Origin of the sequence: Geminocystis sp. NIES-3709 (assembly GCF_001548115.1) — a bacterium.
Taxonomy (GTDB): Bacteria; Cyanobacteriota; Cyanobacteriia; order Cyanobacteriales; family Cyanobacteriaceae; genus Geminocystis.
In genome coordinates this window covers 490,240-507,968 of the sequence record NZ_AP014821.1, presented here as the reverse complement: position 1 = coordinate 507,968, position 17,729 = coordinate 490,240, and the positions used below count along the sequence as shown (strand labels likewise).

The 17,729-nt window shown below is 32.0% G+C and carries 16 protein-coding genes; 10 read left to right on the top strand and 6 right to left on the bottom strand.

Going from position 1 to position 17,729, the window contains the following annotated elements:
* Window positions 1-74: 74 nt before the first annotated feature.
* From GM3709_RS02090 to GM3709_RS02080, 3 genes are all read right to left on the bottom strand, one after another.
* Entirely contained in the window at window positions 75-626 is a 552-nt protein-coding gene (locus tag GM3709_RS02090; RefSeq protein WP_066115823.1) for an NUDIX hydrolase, read from the bottom strand.
* Window positions 627-928: 302 nt separating this feature from the next.
* Entirely contained in the window at window positions 929-2,728 is a 1,800-nt protein-coding gene (locus GM3709_RS02085) for an SLC13 family permease (protein WP_066115821.1), read from the bottom strand.
* Window positions 2,729-3,115: 387 nt separating this feature from the next.
* Window positions 3,116-4,180 (bottom strand): mannose-1-phosphate guanylyltransferase, encoded by a 1,065-nt coding sequence (locus GM3709_RS02080; protein WP_066115819.1) that lies wholly within the window; start codon window positions 4,178-4,180, stop codon window positions 3,116-3,118.
* Window positions 4,181-4,741: 561 nt separating this feature from the next.
* Between GM3709_RS02080 and GM3709_RS02075 the strand changes: the two genes are divergently transcribed.
* Window positions 4,742-6,886, top strand: coding sequence for a ComEC/Rec2 family competence protein (locus GM3709_RS02075; RefSeq protein ID WP_066115817.1), 2,145 nt, complete (start codon window positions 4,742-4,744; stop codon window positions 6,884-6,886).
* A gap of 149 nt (window positions 6,887-7,035) precedes the next feature.
* The gene (locus GM3709_RS02070) at window positions 7,036-8,265 is read left to right on the top strand and encodes a hypothetical protein (RefSeq protein WP_066115815.1); all 1,230 of its coding nucleotides are present in this window, start codon (window positions 7,036-7,038) and stop codon (window positions 8,263-8,265) included.
* A gap of 61 nt (window positions 8,266-8,326) precedes the next feature.
* On the opposite strand, the gene GM3709_RS02065 is transcribed toward GM3709_RS02070, so the two are convergent.
* Window positions 8,327-9,454 carry an aldo/keto reductase gene (locus tag GM3709_RS02065; protein ID WP_066115813.1) on the bottom strand — a complete coding sequence of 376 codons (1,128 nt, stop codon included), beginning with the start codon at window positions 9,452-9,454 and terminating at the stop codon, window positions 8,327-8,329.
* A gap of 438 nt (window positions 9,455-9,892) precedes the next feature.
* On the bottom strand, window positions 9,893-11,935 hold the full coding sequence (locus tag GM3709_RS02060; RefSeq protein WP_066115811.1) for an FAD-dependent oxidoreductase: 2,043 nt from the start codon (window positions 11,933-11,935) through the stop codon (window positions 9,893-9,895).
* Between the two features lie 200 nt (window positions 11,936-12,135).
* Here GM3709_RS02060 and GM3709_RS02055 point away from each other — a divergent pair, with 200 nt between their 5' ends.
* The 3 genes from GM3709_RS02055 (at window position 12,136) to GM3709_RS02045 (ending at window position 14,424) form a co-directional block, all read left to right on the top strand.
* Window positions 12,136-12,750: a hypothetical protein gene (locus GM3709_RS02055; RefSeq protein ID WP_144439392.1), complete on the top strand. Its 615-nt coding sequence runs from the start codon at window positions 12,136-12,138 to the stop codon at window positions 12,748-12,750.
* A gap of 159 nt (window positions 12,751-12,909) precedes the next feature.
* On the top strand, window positions 12,910-13,485 hold the full coding sequence (gene lepB, locus GM3709_RS02050) for a signal peptidase I (protein WP_066115807.1): 576 nt from the start codon (window positions 12,910-12,912) through the stop codon (window positions 13,483-13,485).
* 159 nt (window positions 13,486-13,644) lie between these two features.
* Window positions 13,645-14,424: a PspA/IM30 family protein gene (locus GM3709_RS02045; protein ID WP_066115805.1), complete on the top strand. Its 780-nt coding sequence runs from the start codon at window positions 13,645-13,647 to the stop codon at window positions 14,422-14,424.
* Window positions 14,425-14,546: 122 nt separating this feature from the next.
* Here GM3709_RS02045 and GM3709_RS02040 read toward each other — a convergent pair whose 3' ends face one another.
* Entirely contained in the window at window positions 14,547-15,122 is a 576-nt protein-coding gene (locus GM3709_RS02040) for a thylakoid membrane photosystem I accumulation factor (protein ID WP_066115803.1), read from the bottom strand.
* 82 nt (window positions 15,123-15,204) lie between these two features.
* Here GM3709_RS02040 and GM3709_RS02035 point away from each other — a divergent pair, with 82 nt between their 5' ends.
* The 5 genes from GM3709_RS02035 to GM3709_RS02015 all read left to right on the top strand — a co-directional run bounded on the left by GM3709_RS02035 (window position 15,205) and on the right by GM3709_RS02015 (window position 17,722).
* Window positions 15,205-15,672 carry a J domain-containing protein gene (locus GM3709_RS02035; RefSeq protein WP_066115801.1) on the top strand — a complete coding sequence of 156 codons (468 nt, stop codon included), beginning with the start codon at window positions 15,205-15,207 and terminating at the stop codon, window positions 15,670-15,672.
* Window positions 15,673-15,726: 54 nt separating this feature from the next.
* Window positions 15,727-15,999: a DUF3143 domain-containing protein gene (locus GM3709_RS02030; protein ID WP_066115798.1), complete on the top strand. Its 273-nt coding sequence runs from the start codon at window positions 15,727-15,729 to the stop codon at window positions 15,997-15,999.
* 157 nt (window positions 16,000-16,156) lie between these two features.
* Window positions 16,157-16,345: a hypothetical protein gene (locus GM3709_RS02025; RefSeq protein WP_066115796.1), complete on the top strand. Its 189-nt coding sequence runs from the start codon at window positions 16,157-16,159 to the stop codon at window positions 16,343-16,345.
* Complete coding sequence (locus GM3709_RS02020; RefSeq protein ID WP_066115794.1) at window positions 16,330-16,623, top strand: type II toxin-antitoxin system RelE/ParE family toxin; 294 nt, start codon at window positions 16,330-16,332, stop codon at window positions 16,621-16,623. The genes GM3709_RS02025 and GM3709_RS02020 overlap by 16 nt, the downstream gene beginning before the upstream one ends.
* A 271-nt stretch (window positions 16,624-16,894) precedes the next feature.
* Window positions 16,895-17,722, top strand: coding sequence for an alpha/beta fold hydrolase (locus GM3709_RS02015; RefSeq protein ID WP_066115792.1), 828 nt, complete (start codon window positions 16,895-16,897; stop codon window positions 17,720-17,722).
* The last annotated feature ends 7 nt before the right edge of the window (window positions 17,723-17,729 follow it).

Genomic DNA, 17,729 nt, shown 5'->3' with positions numbered 1-17,729 from the left:
GAAAAAGTAATTATTTATAAAGGAAAATTGAAGGGATAAAATTAATTTTGAGACACAATAAGCCCATTATAACTTTATGATACCAGAAAATGACGGGCTAAAAAATAACTCGTAATAGTTTTCGCATCAATTTCGTTACTGGTTAGTGCTAATTTCTCAAAAGCAGAAGGAGTCATCAACACAACTTCAATATCCTCGTCATCATCTTGACTGGGAGGATTAGGCAACTTTTCTAAATCTTGAGCAAGGAAAGCATAAATATATTCATCAGAATATCCGGGGGCGAGGGGAAAAGTTCCTAAATTTTGCCATTTTTTAGCGGTGTATCCTGTTTCTTCTTCAATTTCTCTTTTAATCGTGGTTTCTGGATTTTCTCCTTTTTCCACAGTGCCGGCAGGAAATTCTAACAATCGACTTTTCAGGGCAAAGCGATATTGTCGCACTAAAACTAATTCCCCATCATCGGTTACAGGTACAGCCAAAGCACCCCCCGGATGACGAATACATTCCCATTCTCCTTGGGCACCATTAGGTAATTTTAACTTATTTACTTCAAACTGAAATTTTCGTCCTTGAAAAAATAAACGAGGTGCTAAAATTTCTGGTAACTCTTGTTTTTTTGACATTATTATACCGACAATTTTGATATTTTTTAGTTATAGGTAGATGTGCAAAATAAATGATAAATTTTATGTTTGTAAAAAATTTACAAAGAAATTAAAAGACTTAAACTTTTTGGTGTTGTGTTAATAATTTTTGTTGGATACTTAAATTATATAATAAGCTCACTTTTACTAAAGGGAAGAAAATAATCAGTAGTATTTCTATTTCAGTTATTTAAAGTTTTAAATATTTACTAAAGTTATCAAAGAGGTGCTGAGAATCATATTTTACATAAGACATTTTCATTTATATTGGGTAACATAAGCTAAATACCAAAAATTTTAATTACCAACAAGGGAGTTATTAAAGTTAAGGTGACAGTAAGAGGTAAGCCAATGCGAGTATAGTCTAAAAATTTATAACCACCAGGAGCATATACCATTGTATTTGTTTGATAACCGATCGGAGCTAAATAGCTATTAGAAGCAGCAAAGGTGACAACATACATAAAAGATAAGGCGTCATAACCCAAATTTTCAGCTATCTTTACCGCAATGGGAATCATTAAAACTACTGCCGCATTATTAGATAAAACCTCCGTTAACATGGAAGTGGCAAAATAAAATAACACAAGAATCCAATACCCTGATAAGTTACCCGCTACCCCCAATAAGTTATCTGCTAACCATTGATTTGTACCAGAATTATCCATAGCGATGCCAAGGGGAATTAACCCAGCTAACAAAAAAATAATATCCCATCTCACCGCCCCATAAATTTCACCGGGTTTAAGACATCCTGTAATTACCATTAAAATTACTCCGACTAAACTACTTACTAAAATAGGCACAATATCTAAAGCAGAAATTAAAATAACTCCAATAATAATAACTAAAGCAATTAAAGCCTTATCTTGTCGTAAACCATCTCTATTTTTTTCTTCCAAAACTAATAATTCTCTGGTAGTTTGTAAACCAATAAAACTTTCTTTAGGTGCTTGAATTAATAGTAAGTCTCCAAATTTCAAGGAAACTTTGCCGAGTCTTTCTCTAATTAATTCTTGTCCTCTTCTAATGGCTAAAACTGTACAATTATAACGTTGACGAAAACGTATATCTTTTAAAGTTGAACCAATTAAGCGAGAATTAGATAATATTAAAACTTCGGCAATTTTTTCTTCTTTATTATTATTATCTTTCTCTAAGTTATCTGAATTAAATTTATAATCAGCTAAAATTTCAACCCCTCTTTCGTCTTTAATATTAAGTAAATTATTTCTGCTTCCTCTTACTAATAAAATATCTCCTACCGCTAAAAGTTTATCCGCTAAAGGAGGCGGAAAATGTTCATCATTACGGATAATCTCTAAAATATCTAAATCAAACTTTCTTTGAATTTCACTGGTGCGCAAAGTTTGTCCAATTAAACTAGATTTAGGTGGGATAATCATCTCACTGACATATTCGTTTAATTCATAATCTTCACTTAAAGACTCTCCTCCTGCTGGTTTTCTTGCGGGTAGTATTTTTGGTGCGACTAAGGAAAGATAGATTAAACCGATAATAAAAACAGGTAAACCTAAAGCAGTAAATTGAAAAATACTAAATGCAGGATAACCTAATTGTACTGCTACTCCACTAGCTAAAATATTAGTGGAAGTACCTAATACTGTAATCATACCCCCTAATACTGTGGCATAGGAAAGGGGTATTAATAATTTGGAAACAGAAACTTTGGTTTGTTTACTCCATTGTTCTACGATCGGCAAAAAAATTGCCACGACTGCGGTATTATTAATAAAGGCACTAATAGAACCAACAATAGTTCCCATTACTAGAATTTGTCGAGTGGGATTTTTACCCCCCCATTTAATTAACCAATCTCTGACAATATTTAAAATACCCGTTTTGGTAATGCCTCCACTCAAGATAAACATTGCCATAACGGTAATAGTGGCTGAATTCCCAAAACCTGAAATTCCCTCATCTGGAGAAACTAAGCCTAAAACCATTAATACGACGGCAACAGATAAGGAGGTTAAATCAACGGGCAACCATTCAGCAATGAATGCGATTAAAGCAACAATTAAAACGATAATAGTTAGGAAGATGGGAGAAATATCCATTTAATAATTAGGGATTGCTGAAAAAGTTTTTTGGTGGGGAATAGGTATTGGGTATTAGGTTAAACAATGAAAAACTCTGGTATTGAGCTTAGTTTAATTTCTTACAAAAAGTGATTAATATCAAGACAAAAAAAAGAATTATCTTTGTGTCTTTGGGAGAGAAAAAGTCAAGTTTTTGAGTAAAAAATGCTAAAACGGCACACTTTTTTGTTAATGTCGTATTTCTTGAGCCTTGATTCTTATAGCTTCCTGATTTATTCAGCAAAGCCTAATTAGGAATTAGGAATTTAAGACTTTAATTAAACCTCAAATGGAGTTTCTAAAACCTAAGACTTCTTGATGATTATTTTTAACTTGAGATACAATTCTATACCATTCTTTCTTGTTTTAGAGAAAATTTTGACTATCTTTTTTTTGTTGTAGAATTTGTAAGGCTTTTTTTATGTCTTGGGTTTTGTTTTTATTAACTACGAGGGTGGCGTTACCTTCTCTTACTATTACTACGTCTTCTAAGCCTATTGTCATAATCACTTCTTCTGATTGATTGTTATAAATAATGGAGTTTTTTGTATCGAGATTGATATGATTACCAATTACTACGTTACTTTCTTCTGGGGTTAACAATCTTTCTAAGGCATTCCAATCTCCCAAGTCATCCCAACCAAAATCAGAGGGAATTATATAAGCAAGGGTTGTCTTTTCCATTAAGGCATAATCGATACTAATTTTTTCTAAGTCTTGATAAGCCAATTTCCCTTTTTCTTGTAGGTTTTGTAAAATTTCTGGGGCATATTTTTCTAATTCTTTTAAGACTATGTCAACCTGAAAAATGAACATTCCACTATTCCAACTATATCTATTTGTGGCGATAAATTTTTCGGCAGTGACTCGATCGGGCTTTTCGGTAAAACGAGTTACTCTATATATTGGGCGATTATTTTTTTCTGTAGTAACTTCTCCTTGTTCAATATAACCATAACCAGTACTAGGATAATCCGGTTTGATACCTAAAGTTACAATAGCCTCATTTTCTTGGGCAAAATTCACCCCTGTCTCAATAATTTTTTCAAATTCTTCTTGATTACCTATATAGTGATCAGCCGGAAAAAAACCCACGATCGAGTCGTTGCCATAATAAGATTTAATATATAGACTAGCCCATGTTACGGCAGGGGCAGTATCTTTTCCCATTGGCTCGACTAAAATATTATTTAGGGGTAATAGAGGTAATTGCTGTTTTACACCTTCCGCTAATAACTCGGAGGTAATAACAATAATATTTTCCCATCCTTGTGCTAAAGATAATAGTCGAAGGGCAGTATTTTGTAGTAAACTTCTCCCAGTTCGATCGAGACAAAGAAATTGTTTAGGATATTGTACACGACTAAGAGGCCAAAATCTTTCGCCTTTTCCTCCAGCTAAAATAACAGGTATAAATTTTTTAGTAGTCATTGTGTATAAGTAATTATTTGATAGATAATGAATTCTTTAGTAAAAGCTAATTGATAAACTAACTGATGTTAACAACAGTTTTAGATTTTGAAAAACTTACTTGATAATTATACTTCGATTATCTTATCCGAAAAAGAGGAATTAGGAGCACAATGCAGAATCTTTAACGGCAAGGAAATTAGCGATACTTACAGCATTTTTCCAATGAAAAACTACATTTTTTATCTCTCGCAAAGTCGCAAAGTCGCAAAGGAGAATGCAAAGTGTGATTTAAAGAAATGAAAACTCCTGTAAACAAAAAATATAATGGAATAGCTTTCAACTCATTCTCGTAAAGAGAATGAAAAGGGAAAAGTAATAGATTCAAAACTATAATTCTATTGTTCATAAATTGTAAAAAGTACCGCTAATCGTCCTGCAACGATCGTGATAAAATCGGAAAATATTGATCAAATGGCTTGAAAATAATTTTCTAAAGAAATATGTCGATACTGTAAGAGTTTTTAATTTTTAAACTACAATTGACATTAAAAAACTTGTTATTAAGTTTCAATAGTTTTAATGACAAAAAAAAATAATCTTGATATTTATAGGGGATTAATTGCTTATATAGCTGGTTTGCTATTCACAGGATTTTTTCTTCAGTCTCAAGGTTTATTATTTTCTATTGGTATCCTTACCATTAGTATTGTTATCAGTGTTATAATTTTTTTCAAACCCATCACAGGAGTAAATATCTCTAGTATCTTTCTTCTGGGTTTAATTGTGATTAGCGGATTTTTTTACTACTATTGGCGCTTTCCTTCTCTTGATAGTCTCGATATTCGTAATCAAATATCTTCTGTTAATTCTGCTAATAACGTGGCTGTGACGGGAAAAATCATCTCTAATCCCCGACTTAATCAAAATCAAAAGGCTAGATTCGTTTTACAGGCAGAAAAGTTAATAACTTCTGAAGGCAATTCACCAACAGTCACGGGAAAAGTTTATGTCACTGCACCTTTATTATCGGTGATAGGTTTATTTCCTTCTACTCAACTCACTGTCATCGGAAAATTATATCAACCTCTCCCCCCTCTCAATCCGGGTGGTTTCGATTTTGCTAGTTATTTGGAAAGAGAAGGTATTTTTTCGGGCTTATCTGCTAAAAGTGTTTCTTTGAAAAAAGAGGGTAATTGGTGGCAAAAAGCATTATTTTATTTACGTCTAAGAATGATTCAAACCCATGTGCGTTATTTAGATGTGCCTTTGGGAAATTTGGTTAGTTCGATGGTGATTGGTAGTCGTGCCGTAGATTTAGATTTCGATTTACAAAACTCTTTTCGTCTTGCTGGATTAGCTCATACTCTTGCCGCTTCTGGTTTTCATGTGTCTTTACTACTGGGTACGGTTTTATTTTTCACTCGATCTTTATCTCCTCGTCACCGTTTATGGATTGGCATTTTGTCTTTACTCATTTATACCACTGTAACAGGGTTTTACCCTTCAATTTTACGATCGAGTTTGATGGGTATTGTCGGTTTAATTGCCATGATTAATGAGCGATCGGTTAAAAGTTCTGGTATATTGTTATTAGCCGGAGTAATATTACTGTTAATCAATCCTTTGTGGATTTGGGACATCGGTTTTCAATTAAGTTTTCTGGCTACATTAGGTTTAATCGTTTCTTTATCTCCTATTGTGAATAAGTTGGATTGGTTACCCCCTACCATTGCTAATCTTGTGGCTGTACCTCTGGCGGCGACTATTTGGACTTTACCTCTTGTTTGTTATCATTTCAATCATATTCCTGTTTACGGAATATTAACTAATATTCTGGCAACTCCTTTCGTTATTATTATTACTTTAGTTGGTATTTTTTCCGCTTTTATCGGTGTTTTTATTCCCGTTTTAGGAAGCTCGATCGCATTTTTATTATATCCTGTTATAAGGTTATTAATTATTTTAGTAGAAATTAGTAATAAATTACCTTTTAGTTCTTTAGCTGTCGGAAAAATAAGTATAATTAGTTTAATTTTAGGTTATCTTATTATTATTTTAATTACCTTTAATAAATGGTGTCAAAAATATTGGTTATCTTTAACTTTATTTACTTTTATTTTCTTAACAATACCTCTAATTTATCAAAAATTTACTTTGCAACAATTAACTATCATGACAACAAGAGATAAGCCTGTTATCGTGATCCAAAATCGAGGAAAAAATGCAATAATTAATCTTAATGATAAAAATAATGTTCTTTTTAATCTCCTTGGTTTCCTGAAATCTCAGGGTATTAATAACCTAGAATTAGTTTTAGTAAATAATAATACTAGTAATCAATTAGCTTTAAAAGTATTGCAAAAGTATATCTCGATCGAATCTGTTATTTATCCTACACAAAAAACAATAAACTCTTTACAAATAATTGATAAAAATAATAATTATATTTACTTTCAATTGTTTAATAGTTCATGGTTATTATTACAAGAAACTAAAAATATTATCTTTCCTGAAACCATAAAAACAGACATAATAATATCTCCTAATAATCTCAAAATTACTCAAATTTTAAAATTAAAACCTAAAGTATTAATCACAAATTTATCTACACTCAATAAAAAGAATTTAGAAGATTTATCTATCAATAATATTAAAATACTCTCGTGGCATAATGGTGCTATTCAATGGCAACCAGAAACAGGATTTATTAATTATGATGAATAATAAAACAAGGTGTTAGGTAGTAGGTATTCGGTTAAATTAAAACGGTTAATCTATAAAAATAGCATTCTCAAAATGATTAAGACTATATTGAGCTAACAAATAATTTATCATAACTACTATAGCCAAATTAATAAAAATTAAAAACAAATATGTTAAGAAAAATACAAAGTTTTATTAGTCTATTTTTTACAAAATCAAGAAATATTAATAATGAACCAGTTAATAAAGTAAGTTTAACAGTTATTATTATTATTGATTTGTTTATTCTTTTTAATGTTTTTGCTGGATTAGACGATATTAGTCGATGGTATTTAAGCCCTTCTCAAGCCTATCCTTGTTATAGTCAATGGCAAAATTATCAACAAGATACAAGAGTCGATCGAGATTTTTTAATAGTAAGTGAAGCCTTAAATAAAGTTTATAATTCACCTGAAAATTATGAAGAATCTCCAGAAGGACACTTAGGAAAAGTATCTCCAATTTGTATTAATTTTACCACTCTAAAAGATAATATCAATAAACCTAATAATAAGCTAATTTTTACCACCATAGAAGATAAGCAAAAACAAGTAACTTCTCTCGAAGAAAAAAACCAGACTATTCGTAATCAGTACGACTCTACTTTATTAGAAAAAATTGCAGGACAGCCTAGTAATTTATCAATAAATCAAGTTGAAGCCCAAAAAGCAAGGCAAGAATTAGATAAAAATAATCTTAATATAAATAGTCTTCAAAAAGAAATTAAGGATTTAAAACAACAATTATTAGCAACCCCAGAAAGTGTAAATTTTATTTCTTTTCTTAATTCAGAAATTAAATTTAATGAAGTAAAACAAGGTTATGAAAAAGCACTATTTTGGTATCCTAGTATTCAAATTATTTTTCAGCTTCTGTTTTTATTACCTCTAATATTTATCAGTTTATTTGTTCATAAATTATCGATCAAAAAAGGATATGGATTAATTTCTTTAATGAGTTGGCATTTATTGGTAATCTTTTTTATTCCATTACTGATAAAAATATTTGAATTTTTACAAATAGGAGTAATTTTTAAATTTTTCTTTGATATTATTACTGTTATTTTTGGAGGATTACTATTTTTAATTAATTATTTGTATATTTTTTTAATCCCCGCTATTGGTTTTGGTATCATCAAATTTTTTCAACAAATTGTTTTTAATCCTAAAAATCAAGCTAGTAAAAGAGTCGAAAAATCTCGGTGTTTAAATTGCGGAAAAAAAATTCAAAGAGATCATCATCATTGCCCCCATTGCGGTTATAGTCAATATGTAGAATGCCATAATTGTCAAAGTTTAACTTATAAATTGATGCCCTATTGTTATCATTGTGGAACAGTGCAAAATGAAAATGAACAATAATCTTAGAGATTATCTCTCTCAATTCTCTATTCAATTGAAGAAGGTACAACGGCAGTTGAGATTATTCCCATAAGCGTCGCCTTGCACTACCATTAAACCGAGTATGACTATCTCTTAATAAATCAGGAATATTGAGATTTTCTGGGCATTTAGGTAAACATTCACCACAATCTGTACATTTATCCCCTTTTTTACCCCAAAACCAATGTCCTGCATTTTCTAGCATTTGATAACGATAACTAGCATAATCTGTCATATCCAAAGCAACTCCTAAGTTTCGTAACCGCAAAATTTCTGGAATATTAATATTTTCAGGACAAGGCAGACACTGATAACATTGTGAACATCGATCGAGTTTTAAAGTATCTTGAAGGGTTTTGTCTATTTTATCAAAGATTTCTAACTCTAAAGAGGTTAATTCTCCATCCTCATCGGCTACTGATAGGGGAATGGTTAATTCTTCAGGATTACTTGCCCCTACACTTAAAGTCGTAATACTGCGATTATTCAAAAGAAAACGATAATTTAACAGTAAAGGAGAAAAAGGATGACAAATTTGCTTTAATTTAGTCGATGGTTGGTATAAACGCCCTCCTTTATCAGCAGGAGAGATAATAAAAACTCCTAAATCCATTTTTTCTGCTAACTCAACAATCGGATAATTATGTTGAAAAAAGTAATAATAATGAAGATTTACAAACTCAAAAAAACCAGTAGAAAGAGTAGCAGAAATTAATTCTAAACTACCGTGAGTTGAAAATCCTAAATGTCTTATTTTTCCTTCTTTTTTTGCTTGACTTAAAACTGTCAAATAACTATTTCCTTCAGTTAATAAATCTAAATGTTGCCATGTATTTATACCATGAATTGCTAAACAGTCAATATAATCAATCCCCAAATTTTGTAATGATTCATCTAACCATTTTTTCATTACTTGACTATCATTAACAGGAGTTAATTTTGTAGTAATAAATATTTGATTTCTCGGTATTTTTAGCTTTTGTAAAGCTAACCCTAAATATTTTTCACTTTCACCATAACCTCTAGCAGTTTCTAAATGATTGATTCCTAATTCTAATGCCTTTTGTAAAGTATTTAACAATTGAGATTCTTCATAACAACATCTCATTAAACCTAACGAAAATATTGACAAATTTAATTCGGTTTTTCCAAAACGACGATATTTCATAATATAGCAATATGATTAATTTATAAGCTAAATAACCTCTTTTTAAAATCTTAAAATTATCAAGAAAATACCAAAAATATCTATAAAAGTTTTTTAACTATCTATAGCATTTTCTACCATTATGAGGTACGATTAAATCTTTTAATCAAGGAAACTTTAATTTTATTTTTGTACCCCGTAACTATGAAAAACGCTATATTTTAAATTCATGATTTATTAATAATAAAAATTCTCTTATCTATTTACTTTTCCATCCACGTGTCTTCTATAAAGAATTTATTTTTAGAGAATGAAATAATCCTGCTTTTTTGGTTTAAGCTAAGACGCATTTAACTTGCATATAATTTAATGATAAATAAATAATTCTTTCTCCTTGTCCACCTGTCTTCTTGTCTCTCTGTCTTACTTTTACGAACAGTGAACTACATGAGTTTTAGGTTATCTCCAATCATCCCAATTTTGATTAAAAATTGAAGTATTAGGAAATTGAGTTGGATTTCCACTTTTATCTAAAGTTATTTTTAATTCTTGTAAATTTTTGTTCTTAAAAGCAAAACCTTCTGTAAATTCATAGGGTAAAATACCTTTTTTTAATGCTAAAGACGCTGTAATTCCTGCGGCGGCACCAGATGACCATTCAAAGGAATGTACTCTATAGGCGGCGGCGGCTATATGACTGGTGGCAATACTTTTTCCTACCACTAGCATATTGTCAATTTTTTGGGGAATCATTGCAGATAACGGTATTTGAAACGGATAAGCCTGTCCTTGTCCCCGTCTTTCTCCTTTTCTCTCTTTATTACCCGGTTTTTCGTGAGGGCTTTCTGTCATACAAGGATGAAAATCGATCGCATAGTGTCCAATTCCTACGGCATCAGGGTAAATTGTCGATCGAGTGCGATTTTTGACTTCATCAGGAGAAACTTGACCACTCAACACCGAAAATCCCTCTAAACCAGATAATAACGCTTGTAAACGGCGATATTGATCGGGGGGTAAAGTTTTACGATAATAGTCATCTTGATAGTTACGGCGAGAAATATCTATTTCATTGACCATAAAACCATCAGGATGGGCATAATTTGGTCTGCCAATGATTCTTCTACCTTCCCTCATATAAGGATACTTAGATAAACCGTGCATTGTCCCCATAGGAGAATCTAACCCTTTTAATAATTTTTGATTAGGATAAGGTTTTTTAACTCCATCACCTAATTGAGAATCCGTTGTACCTGCTACTAACCAATGATAAAACCCGATGGCATTTTCTTCTCCTTTGCGTAGAGTTTCCGTGCGTAAGCCTCCCATCCATCCACCCGGTTTAAATTGCCCGGTTTGTTGCAATTGTTCCTTTGTATAGATTAAATTATCTTTTGATGTACCCGGACGATAATCATTTCCCCAAGTCCAGTTTTGCATAGAAATGTCACCCGGAGTAGGTTTGCTAAAATTAATACCTTCAAATGTAACGGTTTCACTGGGTTCAGCTTTCCAAATACGTCTATAGGTGTAAACTAGGTCAAAATCAGCTAATCTTTTTAATTCATAACTATAATATGGCTCATATTGCTTATAAAAACTGGGTTCGGGTTGCGGTTGAGGTTCGGCAGTTTGTTCCATAGCAAAGGTATAAGTAAACCCTTGAGTACAATAGGGATCTTGTGTGGTACTTGATGAGGATGGTTCTAATTCCGATCGAGGATCAATACCTAAACGATAAGGTACATCCGTTAAACCGATTAATTCTCCCGTTTCTGTTGCTTCTATTACAAACCAATTTGCTTTACCTTTTGTTTTTGGGTTTTTCGGTGAAGTAAATTTGATAATATTCTTCTTTAATCTAGGAGAATCCGCATAGGTATAAGCATCTTCAATAACTTTAGATAACGGTTCAGTATTTAAAGGCGGTGTATTTGGTTGTGCTTCGTGCTGAATTGCGATCGCTTCAACAATTTGTTGTCCTGTACCTGCATTAGCTACAGTTTCAATTTTTAAATCTTTGATAACGGTATTGGGAAACCATTTTAAAGTACCTTTTCCTTTTTTAGCTGCTTCTTTTAACTGATTTTTGAGAACTTCACCAGCGTCTTTTGGTAAAAAACAGGAACTACTAACCCAACACTCTCCCGGATTTGATTTGCCGTAAAATTTCTCAAGATTCGCTCTTAATTCTAAATAACCACGAGGAAAAAATAGCTCTTTTCTCTGAGTACTACGTTCATCTAATGCAGATGTGCCTTGAGAGGAAATTTGTCCCCCAACCCAGTCCGTAATATCTGTTAAACAAACAGTTTTACCCATTAACAAGGCTTCATAAGCGGTGGCGGCACCGGCTAAACCACTACCTACTACTAAAATCTCACATTCTACTACTTGATCGGGATTGCGAGGAATACTTGCCATAACAGGAGTTGTGGTTAAAACTCCTAGAGGAATAGAAATTAATTTTTGCCAAAAATTTTGCCTAATAAATTTGAACATAAGTTTTACTTAATTAACAATCTATCAACATATTAGTTTAAAAATGAATGACTGTTTTTATGATTATCAATTGAAGTTTTTGTGATTAATTTAACAAAAATTTAATAATTCAAATATAATTATAGTAAGATAAAATTTTTAACATTAATGCAAATATTTATTTATATCCATAACTTATTCAATGGCAACTGTATATGATTATGACACAGTCTATGCGATCGTCTGTTCCTAAAGCATCGAGAAAATTAATTGGGGAAATTTTGCAAGAAGCCGGTTTAATTTCCTCTGAACAAATACAAATAGCTTTAGGGGTTCAAAGTCAATGTTTGAAATTAAGAATTGGAGAAATTCTGGCATTAAAGGGATGGTTAAAACAGGAAACAGTAGATTTTTTAGTAGCAGTTTGTTTAGAAAATAAAGCAATTACTTCTAATCATCTTCAGCCTATTGGTTACTATTTTCAAAAAGCAGGATTATTAACAGAAGAACAGATTAATAATGTTCTCAAAGATCAAAAAAAATTAGGCATAAAATTTTGTTATTTAGCAGTAATGAAGGGGTTTTTAAAACAAAAAACTGCCGATTTTTTCCTAGATAATATGGCTAATAAATCCCCAGAAGTTTCACTCAAAATAAATCAATATGATCATCGATCGCAAACTCAGACAGTAATCGGGGACTATAATTTATATGAATCAATTAAAGATCAAGAAACGATTATCATAGAATCCGATAGAAAAGAAAAAATAAATATTAATTATTCTTATGTTCAAGATCAAGAAATTGAATATAGTCCTATTTGGATTGATGTTTAATTATAACTAATGCCGAATTATGATTATAATTTAGAGAAGTATATTAACAATTATCAAATAAATTTTATCCTTAATAACTAAATTCAAGTTAAGTAACTAATAAAATGTTACTTATAGTTTAAAATGAAAATATCTTAATATTAACTATCCATTGACTACATGACAAAAGTAACAGAAAATATCAGTAAATCAGATCCTAAAATTAGTTTTTGGACACCCATAAAAGAAAACTTCGTTATTGTAGTCATCGGTTTAATTTTAGCGGTTTTGATACGAATTTTTATTGCTGAGCCTCGCTTTATCCCCTCTGAATCAATGTTTCCTACTCTATCCATCGGCGATCGACTTGTAGTAGAAAAAATTTCTTATTATTTTACACCCCCCCAAGATCAAGATATAGTTGTATTCACTCCTCCCCCTCAATTACAGGTTTTGGGATACGATCGAGATCAAGCATTTATCAAAAGAATTATCGCTCACGCCGGGGAAATAGTTGAAGTAAAAGAAGGAAAAGTTTACGTCAATGAGAAACCCTTGTCAGAAAATTATATTCTTGAACCACCGAACTATAACTTAAATTCCGTAGTTGTACCTGAAGGCTATGTGTTTGTTATGGGAGATAATCGTAATAATAGCAACGATTCTCATATCTGGGGATTTTTACCCCAAGAAAACATTATTGGTAAGGCAATTTTTACTTTTTGGCCTCCTCAACATTTAGGTAAAATCAGTTAAAACTATTTTATTCTCTACTCTCCATCATGGGGATTTCTTCCCTAATCACTTTCAATTGCAACTCTTAATTGAGGTGTTAAGATGATCAAAGTATGATTTAGAATAGGATCAGAATTGAAATAATATAAATGTTAGAGTAGAAGAAAAGGTTAAATTATTATGGGAATATTCGATCGCATCAGTAGAGTAGTACGGGCTAATGTCAATGACATGATTGATAAAGCGGAAGATCCAGAAAAAGTACTAGAACAAAGCCTTCGAGAAATGGGCGATGATCTTGTCAAAATGCGTCAAGCTGTAGCACAAGCGATCGCCGCCCAAAAAAGAACAGAACAGCAGTACCAAAAGAATCTCTCAGAAGCTAACACATGGCAACAACGGGCGCAATTAGCCTTAACTAAGGGTGAAGAAAGTTTAGCGAGAGAAGCCTTAGTGCGTAAAAAAACCCATGGTGATACCGCTGCTACCTTAAAAGCTCAATTAGATGGACAAGTGGGACAAATCGACTCTTTACGCCGTAATCTCACTGCATTGGAAAGCAAAATAGCGGAAGCCAAAACCAAGAAAGATATGCTTAAAGCTCGTATGAGTGCCGCTAAAGCTAACCAACAGTTGCAAAATACCATCAGTAGTATTAATACTAATTCTGCTATGTCCGCTTTTGAACGCATGGAAGATAAAGTATTACAAATGGAAGCAGTGTCTCAATCGGCAGGAGAAATAGCAGGTTATGGAGAAGATGTAAAATGGGCTCAGTTAGAAGGAGGTAGTGCGGTGGATGATGAGTTGGCCGCTTTAAAAGCTCAACTATCTGGTACCCCTGAACCTACTGCCTCTTTACCTCCCAGTGTGAACACTTCTGAGTCTAGTCAGACTTCTGCCAGTGTCGTTGACAATGAGTTAGAAGAATTGCGTCGCCAGTTACAAAAAGATTACTAAAGAATTAGCTTTTAGCCATTAGCAATTAGCAATTAATTAATAATATTCAACAAATTTTCTTCTTATATGATGGTATCTATTGAAAATTAAATATTTTTCGTACTCAATTGTGCATTATCTTCTTACTTGGCTTCTGGTACTAATTCGCTGTTAAATTCATTAAAGGTTTTACGTTTTAATTCTACGGATTGCGATCGAGGTACTAAGTCAAAAACCTGACGCAATACATCGTCCACATCTTCAAATTTGACTTGTCCAATGCCGTCAAAAACTATTTTTCCTTGTTGATCTAATACTACAGTTTGAGGAATTGCCCCCTTATAGTAGTAGCCCACTTCGTCAGGTTTATATTGATCTTGGGGAGGAATAGTATCCACATTAATGGGAATTATACTCGCCGCTCGTCCGTAAAACTCTTGAAAACGAGAGACAATAAAAGCAAATTGCTTAGAATCGCTATTGTCGTCAAGATAGTAAACCAAAACCACTGGCTTTTCCCTATCTAAAGATTGTTTTAAAGTAAGTTTTGATGGTACTAATGAGCCATTTCCCGCATAAACAACAAAAATATTACCATCATATCGATCGTTATTAATATCGGCTTGACTGATACCACTGTAGCTAAACCAGACAGTTACAGCACAAAGGAAAATCATTAGAACACGTCTAAAACCAGAAAAAAACTGAATTGTTAACATAAATTTAAGTTTGATAAATGAGATACACAAAAATAAAACCTTGTACTAGAATATTGAAACAGATATTGATGTCAAAAAAACGGTGAACTCTAATCGAACTAATTTTTCATTTCCCTCGAAAGGATATTTTACCAACACTCACTATGGATTGTTAAACTTACATCCTTCAGCATCACCTATTGATATTAGAAGGGCTTATCGAGAATTAAGTAAACTCTATCATCCTGACACCACTAATTTACCTTTAGAGGAAGCAAAACAAAAATTTCAACGATTAAATGAGGCTTATGGTACTTTAGCAAATCCCGAACGGCGATCGCTGTATGATTTAAAAATTGGTTATTCTCGGTGGAATGTGATTCAAAGTCCCTATGATTTTACACTCTCGTCACCCGAACAGGAAGACGGCATGAAATCATCATACTTAGATCCTACCGAAAGACCTTTATCTAGCGGAGAACTATTTGCCTTATTATTAATGGGAATAACAATTTTTAGTTGTATGTTACTTGCCATAACTATTGCATGGTTGAGAACATCTGCTATATAGTTATAATTGTTAATCTCAAAATTTTGACTTTTTTCTCTGCTTTCAAGAAAAATAATGCCCAAATTAACTCCGAATAGTCCTTTATATAACTTTCCTTTACCAGAAATTGAAAATTGGTTAAGAAAGATGGGATGTGAACAAAATCCTCAAGAACTTAATTGTTGGTATGTGAAAAAAGGAGAATGGGAAGCTAACATAACCTTAGAAATAGAGGATTTAATTGTTAGTTATCTCCATGCTGGGGGAGATGGTAGTGATATAAAAAGGGCATTTCGTTATTCCCTTTCCCGTCAAGACATTGAAAATGCAGTGTTTTCAGGACCTTAGCTTAAAAACAACTCCATAGGTGAAGGGGAATAAAAACTAGATTTAGAAGACAGATGAACAAGTGAACAAGAAAGTTAATTTTGATAATCTTAAAGTTGATACTCCACTAGGAGAGAATTAAATAAAACCTAACTAATATCTCATTCCTAATTATTTTATGAGTTCACCGAAAAAAAAAGTTGAGTCAATGTTAAGAAAATTGCCTGACGATTGCACTATTGAAGATATACAATATCATTTATATGTGTTAGGTAAAGTTCGTCAAGGGCTACAAGTAGCCGATACAGAAGGTGTTTTACAACAAGCAGAAGTAGAAGGATTGTTAAGTAAATGGCTTATCGAGTAGTTTGGTCTCCTAAAGCAGTGGAAGATGTGGAAGCGATCGCCGGTTATATCGCTAGAGATTCACCGTCTTATGCCGCCGCAGTAGTTTGTAAAGTAATCGAAATTACCAATAATTTACAAAAAGAAGCAAAACAAGGAAGATTAATTCCTGAGATAGAAGAATCGACAATTATCGAACAATTTGCCTATAGCTATCGCTTAATCTATCGAGTGGAAGAAGAAATTGTCACTGTTATCGCCCTAATTCATGGAAAAAGGTTGTTATATTTAACCGACTAGAGTGGAAGTGTAGTGTTGTCTGCTTCTTATAAATAAAAGACTTTATCAGAAATTATTAAATCAGATAGAATGAGCTAAGAAAAAATTGTATTAGGATCGATCTGTCTATGATAATTTGTTATCAAAAAATCAAGAACAAGTTCAGAATTTTACATAGAAAATCCCCGTCTTTTTAAGCTGGGAATGAGTTAACTTATTTTTCTTTCAGTGATAAAGTTAGACCAAATTTTGTTAGTATTTAACTTAATGAAAGGTTGTGGGATTAATTATTATGAATGAACTTGTAAAACGACATAACATTCAAATATTAGGCAAATTAGATGCTAAAAAAACTCTAATTTTTTCTCATGGTTTTGGCAGTCAACAATCAACATGGGAGCTTATATTACCTGCATTTGAGCAAAGGTATCGTATTATTTTATTTGATCTAATTGGTAGTACTTTTCTAGGCATGGATGAGTTTGATATTCAGCATTATTGTAGTTTTAAAGAATATGCTGAAGATTTGATTAAGATTTGTTCTTTTTTAGAGATTAAAAAAGCTAGTTTTATTGCTCATTCTGCTAGTTGTATGATAGGAACTTTAGTTGCTATAAAAAATCCTAATTTTTTCAAAGAACTTATTTTTATTGGTGCTTCTCCTCGTTATTTGGATGACACAAATTATGTTGGGGGATTTACTGAAAAAGAAGTTATAGAAATGTTAAATGCAATGACAAAAAATTATTATGATTGGATTAATCACTATACAGTAAAAGCGATCGATGATCCAAAACAACCATTTTTATCACAAGAATTTGCTCAATCTTTATTAAAATTAAGTCCAGATATTGCGCTCATAGTTTTTAAGATGATTATTTCCTCTGATTATCGTAAGGAAGTATCACAACTAAAATTACCGACTTTAATTATTCAACCTCAAGATGATATGTTTGTGCCTCTCGAAGTTGGTTTTTACTTAAATAAAATGATTGAAAATAGCAAGTTTCAAATTCTTCCAACGAAAGGTCATTTTCCTCATTTAACTCATCCTTTTATGATTGCCCATACAATTTCTCGATATTTGAATCGATCGTCAAATAAGGCTAAAAGAATTTAATTTGCCT

Bases quoted from the DNA above. Each gene is read 5' to 3' on its own strand.
- GM3709_RS02090 (WP_066115823.1), bottom strand. From the start codon at position 626: ATGTCAAAAAAACAAGAGTTACCAGAAATTTTAGCACCTCGTTTATTT.
- GM3709_RS02085 (WP_066115821.1), bottom strand. From the start codon at position 2,728: ATGGATATTTCTCCCATCTTCCTAACTATTATCGTTTTAATTGTTGCT.
- GM3709_RS02080 (WP_066115819.1), bottom strand. From the start codon at position 4,180: ATGACTACTAAAAAATTTATACCTGTTATTTTAGCTGGAGGAAAAGGC.
- GM3709_RS02075 (WP_066115817.1), top strand. From the start codon at position 4,742: ATGACAAAAAAAAATAATCTTGATATTTATAGGGGATTAATTGCTTAT.
- GM3709_RS02070 (WP_066115815.1), top strand. From the start codon at position 7,036: ATGTTAAGAAAAATACAAAGTTTTATTAGTCTATTTTTTACAAAATCA.
- GM3709_RS02065 (WP_066115813.1), bottom strand. From the start codon at position 9,454: ATGAAATATCGTCGTTTTGGAAAAACCGAATTAAATTTGTCAATATTT.
- GM3709_RS02060 (WP_066115811.1), bottom strand. From the start codon at position 11,935: ATGTTCAAATTTATTAGGCAAAATTTTTGGCAAAAATTAATTTCTATT.
- GM3709_RS02055 (WP_144439392.1), top strand. From the start codon at position 12,136: ATGACACAGTCTATGCGATCGTCTGTTCCTAAAGCATCGAGAAAATTA.
- lepB (WP_066115807.1), top strand. From the start codon at position 12,910: ATGACAAAAGTAACAGAAAATATCAGTAAATCAGATCCTAAAATTAGT.
- GM3709_RS02045 (WP_066115805.1), top strand. From the start codon at position 13,645: ATGGGAATATTCGATCGCATCAGTAGAGTAGTACGGGCTAATGTCAAT.
- GM3709_RS02040 (WP_066115803.1), bottom strand. From the start codon at position 15,122: ATGTTAACAATTCAGTTTTTTTCTGGTTTTAGACGTGTTCTAATGATT.
- GM3709_RS02030 (WP_066115798.1), top strand. From the start codon at position 15,727: ATGCCCAAATTAACTCCGAATAGTCCTTTATATAACTTTCCTTTACCA.
- GM3709_RS02025 (WP_066115796.1), top strand. From the start codon at position 16,157: ATGAGTTCACCGAAAAAAAAAGTTGAGTCAATGTTAAGAAAATTGCCT.
- GM3709_RS02020 (WP_066115794.1), top strand. From the start codon at position 16,330: ATGGCTTATCGAGTAGTTTGGTCTCCTAAAGCAGTGGAAGATGTGGAA.
- GM3709_RS02015 (WP_066115792.1), top strand. From the start codon at position 16,895: ATGAATGAACTTGTAAAACGACATAACATTCAAATATTAGGCAAATTA.